A 16,081-nucleotide genomic window follows, 5' to 3' on the forward strand; every position below is an offset into this window, starting at 1 on the left:
GCCACGCCCCGATCCAGGATTCACCCGATGAAAACCCCTACCACGCCGCGCGCGCTGCCGCTGCGCGCGATGGCCTGCGCATGCGCGGCCGCCTTCTCCCTGTTCGCACCGCTCGCGGCGCGTGCGCACTCGATCGCGGGCGACCGCGTGTTCCCGTCGACGCTCGCGGTCGACGATCCCGGCGTCGGCGACGAGCTGAACCTGCTGTACGGCCACCAGCGCGTGTCGTCGGACAATGGCGACCAGAGCATCAATACCGTCGATTTCGAGTGGGACAAGCTGATCACGTCGAGCCTCGCGCTGTCGATGGCCGGCAGCTACGTGATGCAGAACAACCCGACCACGCGCGGCTTCGACAACTTCTCGGTCGGGCTGAAGTACCGGCTGTACGTCAACGAGCGCCACGAGTTCATGACGTCGATCGGCGTCAACGCCGAACTGGGCGGCACCGGCAGCCATGCGATCTCGAGCAGCTTCTCGACGATCTCGCCGACCCTCTATGTCGGCAAGGGCTTCGGCGATCTGCCCGACGCGCTCGCGTACCTGCGCCCGATCGCGATCACGGCGACCGCCGCGCCCGCGCTGACGACCGGCGCGGGCCAGCCCGACGCGTTCAACATGGGGTTCACGATGCAATACAGCCTGCCGTATCTGCAGCAGCATGTCCGCGACGTCGGGCTGCCGCAGCCGATCGCGAGCCTCGTGCCGGTGGTCGAGGTGCCGCTGTCGCGCAGCCAGGGCCAGACGACCGGCACGATCAATCCGGGCCTGATCTGGATGAACCGTTACGGCCAGTTCGGCATCGAGGCGCAGATTCCGATCAATCACGCCAGCGGCTCGCACACCGGCATTCTCGTGCAGGCGCACGTATTCTTCGACGATCTCGCGCCGACGACGCTCGGCCGGCCGTTATTCCATTGATGGAGGGGGAGAGATGACTCGACTGCATAGACTGATGCCGCGCGCCGCGCGGGTCGCCGCCGGGTTCGCGCTGACGCTCGCGCTGAGCGTCCCGGCGCTTGCGCACGTGTTCCCGCAGAAGCAGGAGCCGGGCGCGGGCACCACGGTCGCCCCGCCCGCGAAGGTGCGGATCGCGTTCGACGGCAACCTCGAGCCGGCGTTCAGCTCGCTGACCGTCACCGATGCGGCCGGCAAGCCGGTCGGCGCCGCGAAGGCGGCCGTCGATCCGCAGCACCCGGACGTGATCGAGCTGGCGCTGCCGCCGCTTGCGGCCGGCAAGTACACGGTCGAGTGGGTGGCCGTTGCCGCCGATGGGCATCGCACCCACGGCGACTACACGTTTACCGTCAAGCCCTGACGGTACCGGCCGCTGAACGGCTCCGCACGCCGGGCTTCACGGCGGCGGGGTCGCGGGGATGACGGCGCGGCTTGGCGTGGCCAGGCTGCGCAATGCGCCGCCTGGCTCAGAACGCCCGCTTCTTGAGCGTGTAGGCATAAAGCGCATATTGCGAATTGGTTTCGCGATCGAACCAGCCACCCTGACTGATTCCGTCATCGACGTCGCTCCAGGATTTGCCGAACTCGCTGCTGTAGAACGTGATGTCATGCGGCGCACCTGCGCGCTGGTCATCGCTCGCATAGACGAGCAGCACCCCGCGCTTCCCGATGTCCAGGCCCTCCAGCGTGTAACGCGCGTCGAACGTGTGCAGTTGCGTAACCGGCGGCATCTGGTAATTGGCCCACGTCGAAATCGCGCCGGTGCGTACGCCCTTGTCGTTCTGGTCGTTCCAGTCGCGCGGGAGGCCCAGTTGCGACAGCGCGTAGATCGAGTAGGTATAACCCGGCGGCTCGTCGGTCGAGCCCAGCTGGACGACGACCTGATCCGGCAGCACGACATCCTGCTCGAATTGCGCCGCCTCCCAGCGCAGCCGGTACACCACGCTGGACAGCTGGACCTTGCCGAGCATCGGCACGAAGTAGGCAACGCGCAGCGTGCCGTCCGGGCCGAGGTCCACCGCGTCAAACGTCTTGCGTGGCTTGCTGGCATCGGTGACCATCGGCGGCGGCGGGATTTCCTGCCACGACCGGCCGCCGTCGGCGGTGCGCCAGACGTGCGGCCCCCAGCCGATCGCGTAGCCGCGCTGCGAATCGAGAAACAGCAGATCGTTGATGTTGCGATCCTTCGGCCAATTCAGCTGTGTCCAGGTCTTGCCGCCGTCCCCCGAGCGCCAGAGCTTGGCAATATGCGGCGACAGTCCGTTCTCCGGTTCGGGGATCTTGTAGTCCATCCAGTCAGTCGCGACGTAGATCGTGCTCCAGTCCTTCGAATACCACCATGCGGTGCCTTGGGCGGGTTGCTGGAATGAGCGGGTCATCCCCCCTTCCAGCGTGCCCCGCAGGAAATTCACCGTATAACGGTTGAGTCTTTCGTGGGAGTTGTTCATCCACGGTTCGGTCGGCTCCGCGACAAGAGGATCTTTTAGCTCTTCTTCCGGTTTGAATGTGATTATTGGACCGGCCAGCTTGAGCGTCATGACGTCATTGCCGCGCAGAGCGAACGCGCCACCGCCATAGGGCTGATCCGCTTTCATGAATTCCGTCGAGATCGTGCTCCAGCCTGGTGTCGTCATGATCCGGTATCCATAAATCGTTACGGTGGCCAAGGTCAGCCCGGCCAGCCATGTCTTCCAGAAGGATTGACGCATGTCACTTGTTCATCAGCCGGTTCAATACCCGATTCACGAGTTCGCTCGATTCATCGCTGATTGCGCCGCCATAGTTCTTCAAGGCCCCCCACATGCTTGACCCGACCTGCTTGTAAGTGTCCACGTCCCCCCATTCCTCGGCGGCGGGGCCGCTCAGAATCAAGGCCATATCGACCGGATTCAACCAGGCCAGGCCACCGTCCAGATAGGCAAGGGGATGCGTCCTGAACGCAAACTTCTTGAAATTCTCCTCGCTGACTTCCAACTGGTACTGCGGCATCTCCATCCTGAAGCTGCCATTGCGGGGATTCTGGCTGGTCAGTTCGATCACGTCCCTCCGCATGTTTTGACTCAGCCCATCTTCCATATAATTTTGCAGCGCCCACCTTGCCTTCCGTAACCAAGCCCTCCCGGCCGAACTCAGGCGAGGATATAGATCTGCTCCATAGTTCGAGCAGTAGTAGTACCCATAGCTGATGTAATACGACGGCGGCTTATGTCCACAGCCGATGTGGCGCATCATGAAATTGCTGTGGCGCGACCAGTCGGAATCCGTGCAGTTCGGCGGAATCAGCTTGTCGCGGCGCTTCAAGAGGCGTTCGATGACCTCGACGTCTTTCCAGGGATTGAAATCGCGTGCAAATACCTTTATCGCGGCAAACGCGGCCGCAGAAGAGGCATTCGAGAGCTTGATTTTTTCGACGGTCTCGGTGTAGCCGCAATTCAGCGGGCGATAGTAGTACTCGCACTGTCCGATGATCGAATCAGCCGCGGGCGGCACGTTGAGGTTGCACCGGCCCGTTTCGGCTTCGGCCCGTTGCGTGTAGCCTGCTGGCGTCATGTAGGAATGGAAGACGCCGATCACCTTCGGATTTTTGTTCTCGGCCATTTTCAATCGCCCAGAAGCTTGAGCACCGCATCCTGTGGCACGTGACTGTTGGCCAGCGAAGTCTTGCTCTTTTCGCCGGTTATCCCTTCTGCGATCAGCTTTCCCTCGTCCAGAACGAACGAAAAAACGGAAACCGGCGACAGCAGCGTCGCGATTTCGAGATGGAAAGGCTGGATGACGACTGCGCTCCGGTGCTGGAGCACATCCTGAATCGTTCGCATGGCGCCGTTGTCGTTAGGTTTCCAAATCGGCACGACCGCCCGCGTTGCAACTACGGACGAGATGCCGGCAGATGCGCACGAGTTAAGCAAATCATCAGGTAAATGTCGATCGGACAGGTCCTAAATTTGCAGCGGGGTATCGACAGATCACCATCCGCACATGAGCCGGGATGGGCGATTTATTCGTCGTGGCGGTGACAAACGACCACGCGCTCGCAGGTCTTCCGGAATCGCTTGGCGCTCAAGCGTGGTAACGTGAAAAGCGGCCGCCACGATGCGGATCCGAGCGGATGCCGATCCAGACGACACAAGCATGGTCGCGGTGATCAAGCTGATCCGCTCAGAACACGCAGGGAATGACCCGGTGCCGCACGGCCTTGCGATACGCGCGGTACGCCGCCTCCTCGGACAGGATGCGCTTCTCGCATCCAGCACGGTCACGATCAACGTGATGCGGGCGGGGTGCGTCCGCCATTGTAGGAACGCCGCATAGGCGACATAGCTAAGCGCCGAGGCGGCGAATACGCGCGGCAGCAACTCGTCGGCGGCACGCCGCGCCGGGCAGCGCGTATTTCGGTTACAAATGGATACCCCGCGCGCGCGATCGACGCCGCAGACTACGCGCGAGCGCCCGGACGCCGTCCGGACGAAAACAAGCGCGGCGCGTCGCCGCCCGGTGCCGCACGCTGCCGGGCAACACGCGCGCGGCGCCTCACGTCACAATCCTGCCGACACACTCGAGAGTCATGAAGTTTCGAACGCTATGCTTACTGGGAATGTCGTCGACCCTGCTGGCGGCATGCGGCTGGTTCCACGACGGGCCGTCCGGGCGCGACATCGATGCCGCCGTGCGGCGGTCGCTCGATGCGGAGAATCACGGGCCGCTCAACACGCTGCTCGGGCAGCCGATGCCGGTGTCGGCCGACGTCGCGTCGGTCACGCGCGACGGCGATTGCGTGAAGGCGGCCGAGCGGACGTATGCGTGCAACGTGATCATCGTGCTGCGGGAAGCCGGCCAGCCGGCCGGCGGCGACACGGGTAGGCGCGTGGCGCTGTCGTTCGTGCAGGATAACGACGGCGCGTGGCAGACGTCGAATGTTGACACGGCGCTCGCCACGTCCGCCGCGAAATCGCTGATCGACCAGATCGGCCGCGCGTTCCAGGACGGTCCGGCATCGGCCCCGGCGTCGGCGCCGCAATGACGCGGCGCGCTTGACGCGCACAGGCAGGAGCAGGGGAACCGGCGACACGGGGGTTTCCGGTTGACCGCGCCCGGGTCGGCCAATCCGCATGACGATGCCGCAGCCGTCGTGGCGTGCCGCCACCGCACGCGAACGCGCTGCGTGCGGCGCCGCCGGTCAGTACGAACGCTCGTCGCCGCGCCGCGAGTCGTCCCGGCGATTCCCGTCGCGGCGATCCCCGTCGCGGTGGTCTCCGCCGCGGTAGTCTTCGCGGTCACGCCGGTAATCGCCGCCACGGGGCGGGTGATCCCGTTCCCACTCGGCCCGTTGCCAATAGCGTTGACCGTCCCAGTAGCGATCGCCGTGCCATCCGACGCTCACGTCGACGCCGACCCCGGGCTGCGCCGGATACGGATAGACCGCGCATCCCGCGAGCGCGACGCTCGCCAGCAGCGGCAACAGCAACATGCGCTTGTTCATGTGGAACTCCCTTTTTTCGTTGTGTACGCACGCTGAATCATAGAGTCGCGGCCGGGGGCTTCTGTAAGCGATTGCAACGGGCGATGACGGCGCCGGCCCATCAGGCGCCCGCCGCACCCGCGCCACGCCGGGCTCCGGCACGGCCCGGCCGTCCGGCGGCTGTTATGGCCCGTAATATGCGAACGCGCTCCGGGTCTGCCTGCGCGCGCAGGCGCCGCGGCGGCGCAACAGCCTGCGACGCGTTCAGCCGTGCCGATGCCATCCGCCGGGCCGGCGCCTGCCGCCCGGCACGCATGCGCACCCCGTCACGGAAAAGCGGGAATGGTGGGGTCGGTGCCTTCGATGTGGGACTGCGGATGGTGGAGCTTGATCAGGTCCTCGATTTCGCCGACCCGATCCTTGGGCACGTCGACCAGCATCAGCAGCTCGCCGCGTTCGACCGCGTCCTTGAAATGCTTCAGGCGCGGGCTCGGCACGCTGATCCCGATCATCGCGCCGACCCACGCGCCGAAGCTCGCGCCCGCGGCGGCGAACACCAGCACCGCGCCACCGGCGATCGTCAGCCCGACCGGCGGGAACGCGAGCGCGGCCAGTCCGGCGAGCATGCCCGTGACGCCGCCGGCCGTGCCGCCGCGCGCGAGCGCCAGCAACAGGTCGCTGCTTTGCGCGATCGACGCCTGCGGCAGATCCTGCAGCGGGACCTTGTCGTTTGCGACGACGTGGATATGTCGCCACGCGATGCGTTTCACCAGCAACTCGTCGACGACCGCCTTTGCTACCCCCACGTCGGGCAGCAGCACATAGATGCGCCTCATAACGACCTCTCTCGGCATTCGCCCCGGCCATGGGTGGAGCCGGGACACCTGATGGCGTGCCGCCCCTCGGGCGGCGCGCCGGACAGCGTTGCGATCCGGGCCTGACCGGCAGGCATCCGTGCGGACGGGCGGCCTGGAGGCGATCCGCGCCGCTCCCGCGCGACGGGTTCGCCCGCCCGGCGGAGTGCCGCCGCTGCGCCGGAACCGGTTCCGCCCGAATGCGGGCGGCTGGCGCCCGCCGACATCCGTCGGAACCGGAACGTCAACGCTCAAATTCAGCATATTGGCCAGATAAGCGGTGCGCAAGGCGATCGCGCGCCGGATTCACGACGGCGAGGACGTGCGGTTGGCGGTGGGGTGCAGCGGTGCGGTGCCGCCTGGCGCGGCCAGGCTTCGTGGTAAGCCGCAGCCCTCAGAACGCCCGCTTCTTGAGCGTATAGGCATAAAGCGCATATTGCGTATTGGTTTCGCGATCGAACCAGCCCCCCTGACTGATCCCGTCATCGACGTCGTTCCACGATTTGCCGAAGTCGCTGCTATAGAACGTGATGTCATGCGACGCGCCTGCGCGATTGTCGTCGCTCGCATAGACGAGCAGCACCCCACGCTTCCCGATCTCCAGGCCCTCCAGCGTGTAACGCTCGTCGAACGTGTGCCGTTGCGTGACCGGCGGCGTCTGGTAATTGGCCCACGTCGAAATCGCGCCGGTGCGTACGCCCTCGTCGTTCTGGTCGTTCCAGTCGTTCCAGTCGCGCGGGAGGCCCAGTTGCGACAGCGCATAAATCGAATAGGTATAGCCGGGCGGCTCGTCGGTCGAGCCCAGCTGGACGACAACCTGATCCGGCAGCACGACATCCTGCTCGAATTGCGCCGCTTCCCAGCGCAGCCGGTACACCACGCTGGACAACTGGATCTTGCCGAGCATCGGCACGTAGTAGGCGACGCGCAGCGTGCCGTCCGGGCCGAGGTCCACCGCGTCAAACATCTTGCGTGGCTTGCTGGCATCGGTGGCCATCGGCGGCGGCGGGATTTCCTGCCACGACCGGCCGCCGTCGGCTGTGCGCCAGACGTGCGGCCCCCAGCCGATCGCATAACCGCGCTGCGAATCGAGAAACAGCAGATCGTTGATGTTGTGATCTTCCGGCCAATTCAGCTGTGCCCAGGTCTTACCGCCGTCCCCCGAGCGCCAGAGCCTGGCAATGTGCGGCGACAGTCCGTTCTCCGGTTCGGGAATCTTATAGTCCATCCAGTCAGTGGCTACATAGATCGTGCTCCAGTCCTTCGAATACCACCATGCGGTGCCTTGGGCGGGCTGCTGGAAATAGTTGGTCATCGCACCATCAACGTCGCTTCGGAGGAAATTCGCTGTCGAACGATTGAGTAGCTCGGATGTGTCTTTCATCCAAGGTTCTACCGGTTCTGCTACGTCGGAAACTATACGTTCGCTGCGAGGCTTGAATGTCACGACTGGATGGGCAAGTTTGAGCGTCATGACTTCATTGCCGCGCAGAACGAACGCGCCACCGCCATAGGGCTGATCTGCCTTCATGAATTCCGTCGAGAGGGTGCTCCAGCCTGGTGTCGTCATGATTCGGTATCCATAAATCGTTACGGCGGCCAGGGTCAGCCCGGCCAGCAATGTCTTCCAGAAGAATGGGCGCATGTCACTTGTTCATCAGCCGGTTCAATACCCGATTCACCAGTTCGCTCGATTCATCGCCGATTGCGCCACCATAGTTCTTCAAGGCCCCCCACATGGTCGACCCGACCTGTTTGTAGGTGTCCACGTCCCCCCATTCCTCAGCGGCGGGGCCGCTCAGAATCAAAGCCATATCAATCGGATTCAACCAGGCCAGGCCACCGTCCAGATAGGCAAGGGGGTGTGTCTTGAACGCAAATTTCTTGAAATTCTCCTCGCTGACTTCCAGCTGGTACTGTGGCACCGTCATCTTGAAGCTGCCATTGCGGGGATTTTGGCTGGCCAGTTCGATCACACCCCTCCGCATGTTTTGTTTAATTCCAAGCTCCATGTATATTTGCAGCCACCACTTGGCGTTATCCAGCCACTCCTTTCCTTTCTCGCTCAAACGGGGCTTCAGGTTCGCACCGTAGTTCGAGCAGTAGTAATACCCATAGCTGATGTAATACGACGGCGGCTTATGTCCACAGCCGATGTGCCGCATCATGAAATTGCTGTGGCGCGACCAGTCGGAATCCGTGCAGTTCGGCGGAATCAGCTTGTCGCGGCGCTTCAAGAGGCGTTCGATGACCTCGACGTCTTTCCAGGGATTGAAATCGCGTGCAAATACCTTTATCGCGGCAAACGCGGCCGCAGAAGATGCATTCGAGAGTTTGATTTTTTCGACGGTCTCGATGTAGCCGCAATTCAGCGGGCGATAGTAGTACTCGCACTTTCCGATGATCGAATCAGCCGCGGGCGGCACGTTGAGGTTGCACCGGCCCGTTTCGGCTTCGGCCCGTTGCGTGTAGCCTGCTGGCGTCATGTAGGAATGGAAGACGCCGATTACTTTCGGATTATCGTTTTCAGCCATTTTCAATCGCCCAGAAGCTTGAGCACCGCATCCTGGGGCACGTGACTGTTGGCCAGCGAAGTCTTGCTCTTTTCGCCGGTTATCCCTTCTGCGATCAGCTTTCCCTCGTCCAGAACGAACGAAAAAACGGAAACCGGCGACAGCAGCGTCGCGATTTCGAGATGGAAAGGCTGGGTGACGACTGCGCTCCGGTGCTGGAGCACATCCTGAATCGTTCGCATGGCGCCGTTGTCGTTAGGTTTCCAAATCGGCACGACCGCCCGCGTTGCAACTACGGACGAGATGCCGGCAGATGCGCACGAGTTAAGCAAATCATCAGGTAAATGTCGATCGGACAGGTCCTAAATTTGCAGCGGGGTATCGACAGATCACCATCCGCACATGAGCCGGGATGGGCGAATTCTTCGTCGTAGCGGTAACAAATATTGAGGCCGGACAGGTGGTGCGTAAGGCGGCTGCGCGACGCGCGTGAAGCCGTCCTGGGGCGCGCCGCGCGACAGCCCGACGGGCGTTTTCCGGCCGCAGACGGTCGGCAGGGCCGAGATCGTCACGACGTCGCTGCTGCCGTTCGATTTCGCACGATTGCGCGACCTGAAAGACGCTTGCTTCGGTATCCTCGGATGACGCGGAAGAGCAGGGCTGCCGTGCCCGAAGACGCCTACGCGCCCGACGTCGGCGCGCCCCCGCCCACGCTCGACAACTCGACGATCTCGGCGGTGATCTGTTCCTGCCGCAGACGCTGAAACGTCTGCGTCAGCGCCTGCGCCGTATCGTCGATGTTGCGCCGCGCGGCGATCATCGCGCGCATGCGCGCCTCGTTTTCCGCCGCGAACGACAGCACGACTGCCTCGCACAGCTGCGTGTAGACGTACTCTTCGGCGAGCCTTTCCTGAAGCAGCCGCGCGGGCAGCGTCACGCGCGGCGGGAACGGGCGGGGCGCGGCCGCGAAGCGCGCGAAATCGAACGGCAGCAGCGACGTCGTGACGATGTCGGCCCCGCCGGCCGTCTGCGGCGCGCCGTGCACCAGCGTGACGCGCGACACGGTGCCGTCCCCGAGGTGGCCGTACAGCGCGCTCACGATCCTGCCCGCCACCTCGGGTACCGCGTCGGCGTGCGCGGCCATCTCGGTGGACCACGCGATCGGCAGGCCGATTTCGGTGGCGACGAGCCGGCCCCGATCGCCGATGACGAAATAGTCGACCGAGCCGGTCGCGGCAGCTTGTGCCGACTGCATGATGCGATGGTTGAAGGTGCCGACGAAACCCTGCTCGGCGCCGATCGCGACGACGACATGCGCGCGGCCGGCGGGCGCGGGCGGCACGGGCGGGGCGCCGGCAGGCACGTCGAGGGTCATCGCGTCCGCGATGGCGGCGCCGATCAGCTCCGCGCACGCGCGTATCCCCGGCAGCCGTTCGAGCGCCTCGCGCGTGCGCGCGGCCGCGATGCTGCGCATCGCGTTCACGACCGACGACAGCTCCCGGACGGTGCCGAGCCGCGCCTCGACGTCGGACAGCCGCTCGCTCATGACCCGCTCCGGTCGTCGGCCGCATCGGGCGCGAGCGCGCGCACGATGCGCACGAGCGCGTCCCGCGCGTCCTGCGGCAGCTCGCCCGTCGCCTGCAGCGCGGCGTGCACCTGCGCCGCGACGCCCGCGGCGTCGAGCCGCCCGGGCAGCGCGTCGCGCACCGCCGCGATCGCGGCGACCGGACACGCATCGAATACGCCGTCGGCGAGCGCGACCAGCAACGCGATCTGGTCGACGGGACGCAGCGCCGCGAAGCGCGGCTGCGCGATCAGCGCGCGAATCCGCTCGCCGCGGACGATCTGCGCCTTCACCCGCGCATCGCTCAGGCCGCCGAAGCGCGTGAACATCTCGAGCTCGAGGAACTGCGCGTAATCGAGCCGCAGCCGTCCCGACACCGCGTGCAGCGCGGGCAGCTGCGCCTTGCCGCCGACCCGGCTGACGCTCAGCCCGACATCGACGGCCGGGCGCTGGTTCGCGGCGAACAGCCGCGCGTCGAGGACGATCTGGCCGTCGGTGATCGAAATCAGGTTGGTCGGGATGTACGCGGCGAGGTTGCCCGCATCGGTCTCGGCGATCGGCAGCGCCGTCAGCGATCCGCCGCCGAGCTCGGGCGCGAGCTTCGCCGCGCGCTCCAGCAGGCGCGCGTGCAGATAGAAGATGTCGCCCGGATAGGCCTCGCGGCCGGGCGGCTCGCGCGTCAGCAGCGCCAGCTCGCGGTGCGTCGCGGCGTGCTTGGTCAGATCGTCGACGACGACCAGCGCGTGCTGGCCGCGATCCCGGAAGAACTCGGCGATGCTGAACGCGGCGAACGGCGCGATCCATTGCAGGCCGGGCGGATCGGCCGCCGACGCGACCACGAAGATGCAGCGCCCGGGCGCGCCGTGCTCGCGCACCGCGTCGACCACGCGCGCGACCGCCGTCGCGCGCTGGCCGATCGCCACGTACACGCAGATCACGTCCGAGTGCTTCTGGTTGACGATCGCATCGACCGCGATCGACGTCTTGCCGGTCGCGCGGTCGCCGATGATCAGTTCGCGCTGGCCGCGGCCGATCGCGAACAGCGCGTCGATCAGCAGGATGCCCGTCTCGACCGGCTGCGACACGAGCGCGCGCTCGATGATCGCCGGCGCGGGGCGCTCGACCGGCAGCGACAGCTCGCAACGGGGCGCCGCGTCGCCGTCGAGCGGCCGGCCGAGCGGGTCGACCACGCGGCCGAGCAGCGCCGGGCCGACCGGCACCTCGACGACCCGTCCAGTGCCCGATACGCGCGTGCCGGCGGCGATCCCCTCGCCGTTGTCGAGCAGCACGCAGCCGAGGCTGTCGGCGTCGAGCGTGAGCGCGAAGCCGAACTGCCCGCCTTCGAAGTGCAGCAATTCGTTCAGCCGGACGTGCGGCAGCCCGCTGACCCGCGCGATGCCGTCCGCGACCTGCTCGACGCGGCCGACCGCCTCGGCTTGCGGCGCGAAGCGGGTGCGCGCGAGCGCGGCGCGGCTGGCGGCGAGCCAGCTGTCGCCGCTGGCGTCAGGCACGTCGTTCGGGTTCGTCATGAGCGGTCAGTTCGGTCTTGAGGGTCGCCAGGTCGTGGCGAAAACTGTTGCGCACGATCGCATGCTGCGCTTCGAGCTCGAGGCCGGCGATCAGCGCCGGATCGACGTCGACCTGCAGCGTCGCGTCGTGTCCCAGCACCGCGGCAAGCGCGGCGCGGCAGCGCGCGGACTCGTCGCCGGACAGCGCGCGCGGCGCGATCAGGCGCAGGGGTTCGTCCTGCCGGCCGATCTGCTCGCGCACCTCGTCCGGCAACGCGCGCACCGCGTTCGCAAGCGGTTCGACGAAGCCGTCGACGCGGGCGCCCGGCGGCAGCCGGTCGAGCAGCCGCGCGGCGACCTCGAGCGCGAAGCCCGCCGCGCGCGCGGCATCCGCGCGCGATGCGTCGCGCCGCATCGCGTCGATCTCGCCGGCGGCTGCGGCACGCAGCGCGTCGGCGTCGGCACGCGCGGCGGCAAGCAGCGACGCCTTCAGGCGATCCGCGTCGGCCGTCGCGTTCGCCAGGCGTGTCGCGCGCTCGGCATCGAGCGCCGCGACGGCCTCGGCGGCCTGCGTCCGGTCGCGCTCGGCGCTCGCGCGCGCGTTCGCGGCGTCCCGCATCAGCGCGGCCGCCTGCTGCTGGCGGTCCGCGATGATCTGCGCGACCGGCTTGAACAGGAAGCGCGAAAGCAGCCACACGAGCACCAGCACGTTGACGGTCTGGAAACCCAGTGTCCACCAGTCGATTCGCATGAGCGCGCGCCTACTTGACGAAGGGGTTGGCGAACAGCACGAGCAGCGCGACGACGAGGCAGTAGATCGCCATCGTCTCGATCATCGCGAGGCCGACGAACAGGGTGCGCGAAATCGTGCCGGCCGATTCCGGCTGGCGCGCGAGCGCGTCCATCGCGGCGGCCACCGCGCGCCCTTCGGCGAGCGCGGGGCCGATCGCGCCGAATGAGACGGCGAGCGCCGCCGCGATGATGCTGATTACCTCGATCAGGTTGGTCATGTTGTTCCTTGCGGGGGATGGGAGGCCGGCGCGGCTTCGCCGCCGAGCGCCGCACCGATGAAGACGGCGGCCAGCACCGTGAAGATGTAGGCCTGCACCGCGCCGGTCAGCAGGTCGAGCGCCATCAGCGGGATCGGCACCAGCAGCCCGGCCAGCGACAGCACGATGCCGATCACGAAGACGCCGCTCATCACGTTGCCGAACAGCCGCACCACCAGCGAGAAGGTGCGGGTGATCTGCTCGACCAGGTTGAGCGGAATCATGACCCACGTCGGTTCCGCGAACGACGCCAGGTAACGGACCAGCCCGCGCGCGCGGATGCCGTAGTAGATGGTCGCGAAGAACACCACGCCGGCCAGCGCCGCGTCGGTCTCGATGTGCGCGGTGGGCGGCTCGATGCCGGGAACGATGCTCGACCAGTTGCAGCCCAGGATGAACACGAACAGCGTGCCGATCAGCGAGCGGTACGGCGCGGGGTCGACCTGCATCGTGTCGCGGATCTGGCCGTCGAGCGACGCCACCATCATCTCCACCACGGCCTGCAGCCGGCCCGGCGCGATCGACAGGCGCTGCCGCACCGCGACGACCGCGACGCACACGCACGCCATCAGCGCCCAGGTCACGACGACGGGCGCGGAAACCTGCACGATACCGATCCGGAACAGCGGCTCCGTCGCGAGCGGCGCGTGCATCATCGCGGCGCTCCCTGCGTCCGGACGACGGCGTGGCGCGCGGCCACGATGCCGGCCAGCCCGCCCAGCAGCGCGGGCGCGCCGAGCCGCGCGAGCCCGTAGAGCACCGCGCCGAGCAGCGCGAAGCGCAGCAGCTGGACGGCGAGCGCCGCGCCGATCGCGCCGCGCGCGTACCAGCGGGTGTTCGCGAGCAGCGCGGTGAAATACGCCGCTCCCGCGGCGCCGCCGGCGATAAGCCCGGCGGCGACCCGCAGCGCGGGAGAGAGCAGGGGCGTCAGGGTCATCATTCATTTCCTCGTGGTTTGACGGTGCATCCATTTCCACGCGCACCACAGGCCGGCGGCGGCGCCGATCATCAGCAGCGGCGCGGAGAAGAACACACCGGTCCGGAAGCGGCGGTCGAGCCAGTGGCCGAACCACAGCGCGAGCAGGGTTGGGACGACGATCGTCCAGCCCAGAATGCCGATCTGGCCGAGCCGGGCGCCGAGCGACGGCTCCGGTTCCGCTTGCGCGTCGCGGTCGCGGCGCACCGCCTGCCGTGCGGCCTGCTCGAGCGCCGCCTCGTCGTCCCGTTCACGTGCCTGACGATCACCGTCGCTCATGGCCGGCCCCTCCACTGTCCGCATCGCCTTCGCCGTCCGCGCGGCCGTCGGCGTCCGCCGCGCCCGGCCGCAGGTATCGCAGCACCTGGCGGATCGCCTGCGCATTCAGGCGCGTCTGCTCGACCCGCGCGCGCCGCACCGCGTCGCGGCGGGCGTCGCGCGCCGCGCGCGCCCGCGCCTCGAGCGTGTCGAGGGCGTCGCCGAGCGCGCCGTCGCGGCACGCGACGCTGATGCGCGCGCCGTCCACGACGCGCAGCATGCCGCCGCCGACCGCGCAGAAACGCTGCTCGCCGCCGCGCGTGCGCCAGCGCAGCACGCACGGCGCCAGCACGGTCAGGAAATCCGCATGGCCCGGCAGGATGCCGAAGCTGCCGGTCGCATCCTCCGCGCGAAACGCGACGACGTCGTCGCTGTCGACCAGCAGCCCGGCCGGCATCGCGATCGTCAGCCGCAACGCCGCGCTCATGACGCGCTCCGTTCCCGCTCGCGCGCTTCGTCGAGCGTGCCGACCATGTACAGCGACTTTTCGTGCCAGTCGTCGCATTCGCCGTCGAGGATCGCCTTGCAGCCGGCCAGCGTGTCGGCAATCGTGACGCTGCGCCCGGCGACCCCGGTGAACGCTTCGGTGACCGCGAACGGCTGGGTCAGGAAACGCTGCAGGCGGCGCGCGCGGCCGACGATGCGCCGGTCGTCCGTGCCGAGCTCCTCGACGCCGAGCAGCGAGATCACGTCCTGCAGCTCGCGGTAGTGTTCGATCGTGCGGCGGACCTCGGTGGCGACCGCGACGTGCGCGTCGCCGACGACGAGCGGATCGAGCAGGATCGACGACGACGCAATCGGGTCGATCGCCGGATACATGCCTTCGGCCGCCATCGCGCGGGACAGCACGACGGTGCTGTCGACGTGCGCGGCGATCGTCGTGACGGCCGGGTCGGTGAAATCGTCCGCCGGCACGTAGACCGCCTCGATCGCGGTGATCGACACGCCGCCGACCGACACGATGCGCTCCTGCAGCGCCGCCACCTCGGTGGCCAGCGTCGGCTGGTAGCCGACCCGCGACGGCAGCCGCCCGAGCAGCCCGGACACCTCGGCGCCGGCCTGGACGAAGCGGAACACGTTGTCCATCAGCAGCAGCACGTTCTGGCGATGCGCGTCGCGGAAATGCTCCGCGATCGTCAACGCGGTCAGCGGCACGCGCCAGCGCGCGCCGGGCGGCTCGTTCATCTGGCCGTACACGAGCACGGTTCTCGGCAGCACGCCCGATTGCTGCATGTCCTGCAGCATCTCGTGCCCTTCGCGCGAGCGCTCGCCGACCCCGGCGAACACCGACACCCCCTTGTAGCGCTCGACCATCGCGTGGATCAGCTCCATCACGAGCACCGTCTTGCCGACGCCGGCGCCGCCGAACATCGCGGCCTTGCCGCCGCGCGCGAGCGGCGCGAGCAGGTCGATGACCTTGATGCCGGTCGAGAAGATGCCGGTCGCGCTGTCCTGCTCGGCGAATTTCGGCGCGAGGCGGTGGATCGGCAGGCGCGGCGCGTCGGCCGGGAGCGGCCCGCCGCGGTCGCCCGGGGCGCCCATCACGTCGATCAGCCGCCCGAGCACCGCGTCGCCGACCGGCACGTCGAGCGGCCGGCCCGACGCCTGCGCGGACGCGCCGCGCGGCAGGCCGTTGGTCGACTGCAGCGCGAGGGCACGCACCGTGCACGCATCCAGGTGCGCCTGCACCTCGGCGACGATCGTGCGTCCGTCGTCGGCGTCGATGGCGATCGCGGTGTCGATGGGCGGAAGCTCGCCCGCATGGAACGTCAGGTCGACGACCGCGCCGCGGACGGCGACGACGCGTCCGGCCAGCGGGCCGTCGGGCGGGATACGAGAATCGGATTCACTATGCATGAGCAGCAAGCCCGCCGGTCGAGGCG

General features: G+C 67.3%; 21 protein-coding genes. 4 read left to right on the forward strand and 17 right to left on the reverse strand.

Going from position 1 to position 16,081, the window contains the following annotated elements; genetic code table 11:
- Positions 1-27: 27 nt before the first annotated feature.
- Positions 28-921, forward strand: coding sequence for a hypothetical protein (locus LIG30_RS22335; RefSeq protein WP_038715582.1), 894 nt, complete (start codon positions 28-30; stop codon positions 919-921).
- Positions 922-934: 13 nt separating this feature from the next.
- Positions 935-1,318 carry a copper resistance CopC family protein gene (locus LIG30_RS22340; protein ID WP_038715583.1) on the forward strand — a complete coding sequence of 128 codons (384 nt, stop codon included), beginning with the start codon at positions 935-937 and terminating at the stop codon, positions 1,316-1,318.
- A 106-nt stretch (positions 1,319-1,424) separates the two neighbouring features.
- On the opposite strand, the gene LIG30_RS22345 is transcribed toward LIG30_RS22340, so the two are convergent.
- Genes LIG30_RS22345 through LIG30_RS22355 form a run of 3 tightly spaced genes read right to left on the reverse strand, consistent with a single transcriptional unit; the run spans position 1,425 to position 3,776 of the window.
- Positions 1,425-2,666, reverse strand: coding sequence for a WD40/YVTN/BNR-like repeat-containing protein (locus LIG30_RS22345; RefSeq protein WP_235510364.1), 1,242 nt, complete (start codon positions 2,664-2,666; stop codon positions 1,425-1,427).
- A 1-nt stretch (position 2,667) separates the two neighbouring features.
- The gene (locus tag LIG30_RS22350; RefSeq protein ID WP_038715586.1) at positions 2,668-3,555 is read right to left on the reverse strand and encodes a hypothetical protein; all 888 of its coding nucleotides are present in this window, start codon (positions 3,553-3,555) and stop codon (positions 2,668-2,670) included.
- A 2-nt stretch (positions 3,556-3,557) separates the two neighbouring features.
- Positions 3,558-3,776 (reverse strand): hypothetical protein, encoded by a 219-nt coding sequence (locus LIG30_RS22355; protein WP_038715587.1) that lies wholly within the window; start codon positions 3,774-3,776, stop codon positions 3,558-3,560.
- Between the two features lie 746 nt (positions 3,777-4,522).
- Here LIG30_RS22355 and LIG30_RS22360 point away from each other — a divergent pair.
- Positions 4,523-4,978, forward strand: coding sequence for a hypothetical protein (locus LIG30_RS22360; RefSeq protein ID WP_038715589.1), 456 nt, complete (start codon positions 4,523-4,525; stop codon positions 4,976-4,978).
- A 156-nt stretch (positions 4,979-5,134) separates the two neighbouring features.
- Here the strand turns inward: LIG30_RS22360 and LIG30_RS22365 are convergent, their stop codons facing one another.
- The 5 genes from LIG30_RS22365 to LIG30_RS22385 form a co-directional block, all read right to left on the reverse strand.
- Entirely contained in the window at positions 5,135-5,437 is a 303-nt protein-coding gene (locus LIG30_RS22365) for a hypothetical protein (RefSeq protein WP_038715590.1), read from the reverse strand.
- Positions 5,438-5,742: 305 nt separating this feature from the next.
- Positions 5,743-6,252: a hypothetical protein gene (locus tag LIG30_RS22370; protein WP_038715592.1), complete on the reverse strand. Its 510-nt coding sequence runs from the start codon at positions 6,250-6,252 to the stop codon at positions 5,743-5,745.
- Positions 6,253-6,664: 412 nt separating this feature from the next.
- Positions 6,665-7,915 (reverse strand): WD40/YVTN/BNR-like repeat-containing protein, encoded by a 1,251-nt coding sequence (locus tag LIG30_RS22375; protein WP_235510365.1) that lies wholly within the window; start codon positions 7,913-7,915, stop codon positions 6,665-6,667.
- 1 nt (position 7,916) lies between these two features.
- Positions 7,917-8,804 (reverse strand): hypothetical protein, encoded by an 888-nt coding sequence (locus LIG30_RS22380; protein ID WP_038715593.1) that lies wholly within the window; start codon positions 8,802-8,804, stop codon positions 7,917-7,919.
- A 2-nt stretch (positions 8,805-8,806) separates the two neighbouring features.
- Positions 8,807-9,025 carry a hypothetical protein gene (locus LIG30_RS22385; RefSeq protein ID WP_038715594.1) on the reverse strand — a complete coding sequence of 73 codons (219 nt, stop codon included), beginning with the start codon at positions 9,023-9,025 and terminating at the stop codon, positions 8,807-8,809.
- Between the two features lie 247 nt (positions 9,026-9,272).
- Here LIG30_RS22385 and LIG30_RS26855 point away from each other — a divergent pair, with 247 nt between their 5' ends.
- Entirely contained in the window at positions 9,273-9,428 is a 156-nt protein-coding gene (locus LIG30_RS26855; protein WP_160326720.1) for a hypothetical protein, read from the forward strand.
- Between the two features lie 34 nt (positions 9,429-9,462).
- Here LIG30_RS26855 and LIG30_RS22390 read toward each other — a convergent pair whose 3' ends face one another.
- From LIG30_RS22390 to atpD, 9 genes are read right to left on the reverse strand one after another with little or no spacing between them, the layout of a single operon-like run.
- On the reverse strand, positions 9,463-10,329 hold the full coding sequence (locus LIG30_RS22390) for a F0F1 ATP synthase subunit gamma (RefSeq protein ID WP_038715596.1): 867 nt from the start codon (positions 10,327-10,329) through the stop codon (positions 9,463-9,465).
- The gene (locus LIG30_RS22395) at positions 10,326-11,876 is read right to left on the reverse strand and encodes a F0F1 ATP synthase subunit alpha (RefSeq protein WP_038715597.1); all 1,551 of its coding nucleotides are present in this window, start codon (positions 11,874-11,876) and stop codon (positions 10,326-10,328) included. The genes LIG30_RS22390 and LIG30_RS22395 overlap by 4 nt, the downstream gene beginning before the upstream one ends.
- Positions 11,851-12,606 carry a F0F1 ATP synthase subunit delta gene (locus LIG30_RS22400; protein WP_038715600.1) on the reverse strand — a complete coding sequence of 252 codons (756 nt, stop codon included), beginning with the start codon at positions 12,604-12,606 and terminating at the stop codon, positions 11,851-11,853. Before LIG30_RS22400 ends, LIG30_RS22395 begins: the two co-directional genes overlap by 26 nt.
- A gap of 10 nt (positions 12,607-12,616) precedes the next feature.
- Entirely contained in the window at positions 12,617-12,865 is a 249-nt protein-coding gene (locus tag LIG30_RS22405) for a F0F1 ATP synthase subunit C (RefSeq protein WP_038715603.1), read from the reverse strand.
- Complete coding sequence (locus tag LIG30_RS22410; protein ID WP_200929722.1) at positions 12,862-13,560, reverse strand: F0F1 ATP synthase subunit A; 699 nt, start codon at positions 13,558-13,560, stop codon at positions 12,862-12,864. Before LIG30_RS22410 ends, LIG30_RS22405 begins: the two co-directional genes overlap by 4 nt.
- Positions 13,557-13,841, reverse strand: a complete 285-nt coding sequence (locus LIG30_RS22415) for an N-ATPase subunit AtpR (protein WP_235510366.1) — start codon at positions 13,839-13,841, stop codon at positions 13,557-13,559. The genes LIG30_RS22410 and LIG30_RS22415 overlap by 4 nt, the downstream gene beginning before the upstream one ends.
- A gap of 3 nt (positions 13,842-13,844) precedes the next feature.
- Entirely contained in the window at positions 13,845-14,159 is a 315-nt protein-coding gene (locus LIG30_RS22420; RefSeq protein ID WP_038715607.1) for an AtpZ/AtpI family protein, read from the reverse strand.
- Positions 14,146-14,625 (reverse strand): F0F1 ATP synthase subunit epsilon, encoded by a 480-nt coding sequence (locus tag LIG30_RS22425; protein WP_051995138.1) that lies wholly within the window; start codon positions 14,623-14,625, stop codon positions 14,146-14,148. Before LIG30_RS22425 ends, LIG30_RS22420 begins: the two co-directional genes overlap by 14 nt.
- The gene (gene atpD / locus LIG30_RS22430) at positions 14,622-16,055 is read right to left on the reverse strand and encodes a F0F1 ATP synthase subunit beta (protein WP_051995141.1); all 1,434 of its coding nucleotides are present in this window, start codon (positions 16,053-16,055) and stop codon (positions 14,622-14,624) included. The genes LIG30_RS22425 and atpD overlap by 4 nt, the downstream gene beginning before the upstream one ends.
- Positions 16,056-16,081 lie beyond the last annotated feature (26 nt).

It is taken from the genome of Burkholderia sp. lig30, assembly GCF_000687455.2.
Classification (GTDB): Bacteria; Pseudomonadota; Gammaproteobacteria; order Burkholderiales; family Burkholderiaceae; genus Burkholderia.

Coding starts and splice junctions, on each gene's coding strand:
- LIG30_RS22390 (WP_038715596.1), bottom strand. CDS start 10,329: ATGAGCGAGCGGCTGTCCGACGTCGAGGCGCGGCTCGGCACCGTCCGG.
- LIG30_RS22355 (WP_038715587.1), bottom strand. CDS start 3,776: ATGCGAACGATTCAGGATGTGCTCCAGCACCGGAGCGCAGTCGTCATC.
- LIG30_RS22340 (WP_038715583.1), top strand. CDS start 935: ATGACTCGACTGCATAGACTGATGCCGCGCGCCGCGCGGGTCGCCGCC.
- LIG30_RS22350 (WP_038715586.1), bottom strand. CDS start 3,555: ATGGCCGAGAACAAAAATCCGAAGGTGATCGGCGTCTTCCATTCCTAC.
- LIG30_RS22375 (WP_235510365.1), bottom strand. CDS start 7,915: ATGCGCCCATTCTTCTGGAAGACATTGCTGGCCGGGCTGACCCTGGCC.
- LIG30_RS22395 (WP_038715597.1), bottom strand. CDS start 11,876: ATGACGAACCCGAACGACGTGCCTGACGCCAGCGGCGACAGCTGGCTC.
- LIG30_RS22345 (WP_235510364.1), bottom strand. CDS start 2,666: ATGCGTCAATCCTTCTGGAAGACATGGCTGGCCGGGCTGACCTTGGCC.
- LIG30_RS22380 (WP_038715593.1), bottom strand. CDS start 8,804: ATGGCTGAAAACGATAATCCGAAAGTAATCGGCGTCTTCCATTCCTAC.
- LIG30_RS22415 (WP_235510366.1), bottom strand. CDS start 13,841: ATGACCCTGACGCCCCTGCTCTCTCCCGCGCTGCGGGTCGCCGCCGGG.
- LIG30_RS22400 (WP_038715600.1), bottom strand. CDS start 12,606: ATGCGAATCGACTGGTGGACACTGGGTTTCCAGACCGTCAACGTGCTG.
- LIG30_RS22335 (WP_038715582.1), top strand. CDS start 28: ATGAAAACCCCTACCACGCCGCGCGCGCTGCCGCTGCGCGCGATGGCC.
- LIG30_RS22405 (WP_038715603.1), bottom strand. CDS start 12,865: ATGACCAACCTGATCGAGGTAATCAGCATCATCGCGGCGGCGCTCGCC.
- LIG30_RS22370 (WP_038715592.1), bottom strand. CDS start 6,252: ATGAGGCGCATCTATGTGCTGCTGCCCGACGTGGGGGTAGCAAAGGCG.
- LIG30_RS22360 (WP_038715589.1), top strand. CDS start 4,523: ATGAAGTTTCGAACGCTATGCTTACTGGGAATGTCGTCGACCCTGCTG.
- atpD (WP_051995141.1), bottom strand. CDS start 16,055: ATGCATAGTGAATCCGATTCTCGTATCCCGCCCGACGGCCCGCTGGCC.
- LIG30_RS22420 (WP_038715607.1), bottom strand. CDS start 14,159: ATGAGCGACGGTGATCGTCAGGCACGTGAACGGGACGACGAGGCGGCG.
- LIG30_RS22425 (WP_051995138.1), bottom strand. CDS start 14,625: ATGAGCGCGGCGTTGCGGCTGACGATCGCGATGCCGGCCGGGCTGCTG.
- LIG30_RS22365 (WP_038715590.1), bottom strand. CDS start 5,437: ATGAACAAGCGCATGTTGCTGTTGCCGCTGCTGGCGAGCGTCGCGCTC.
- LIG30_RS22410 (WP_200929722.1), bottom strand. CDS start 13,560: ATGATGCACGCGCCGCTCGCGACGGAGCCGCTGTTCCGGATCGGTATC.
- LIG30_RS22385 (WP_038715594.1), bottom strand. CDS start 9,025: ATGCGAACGATTCAGGATGTGCTCCAGCACCGGAGCGCAGTCGTCACC.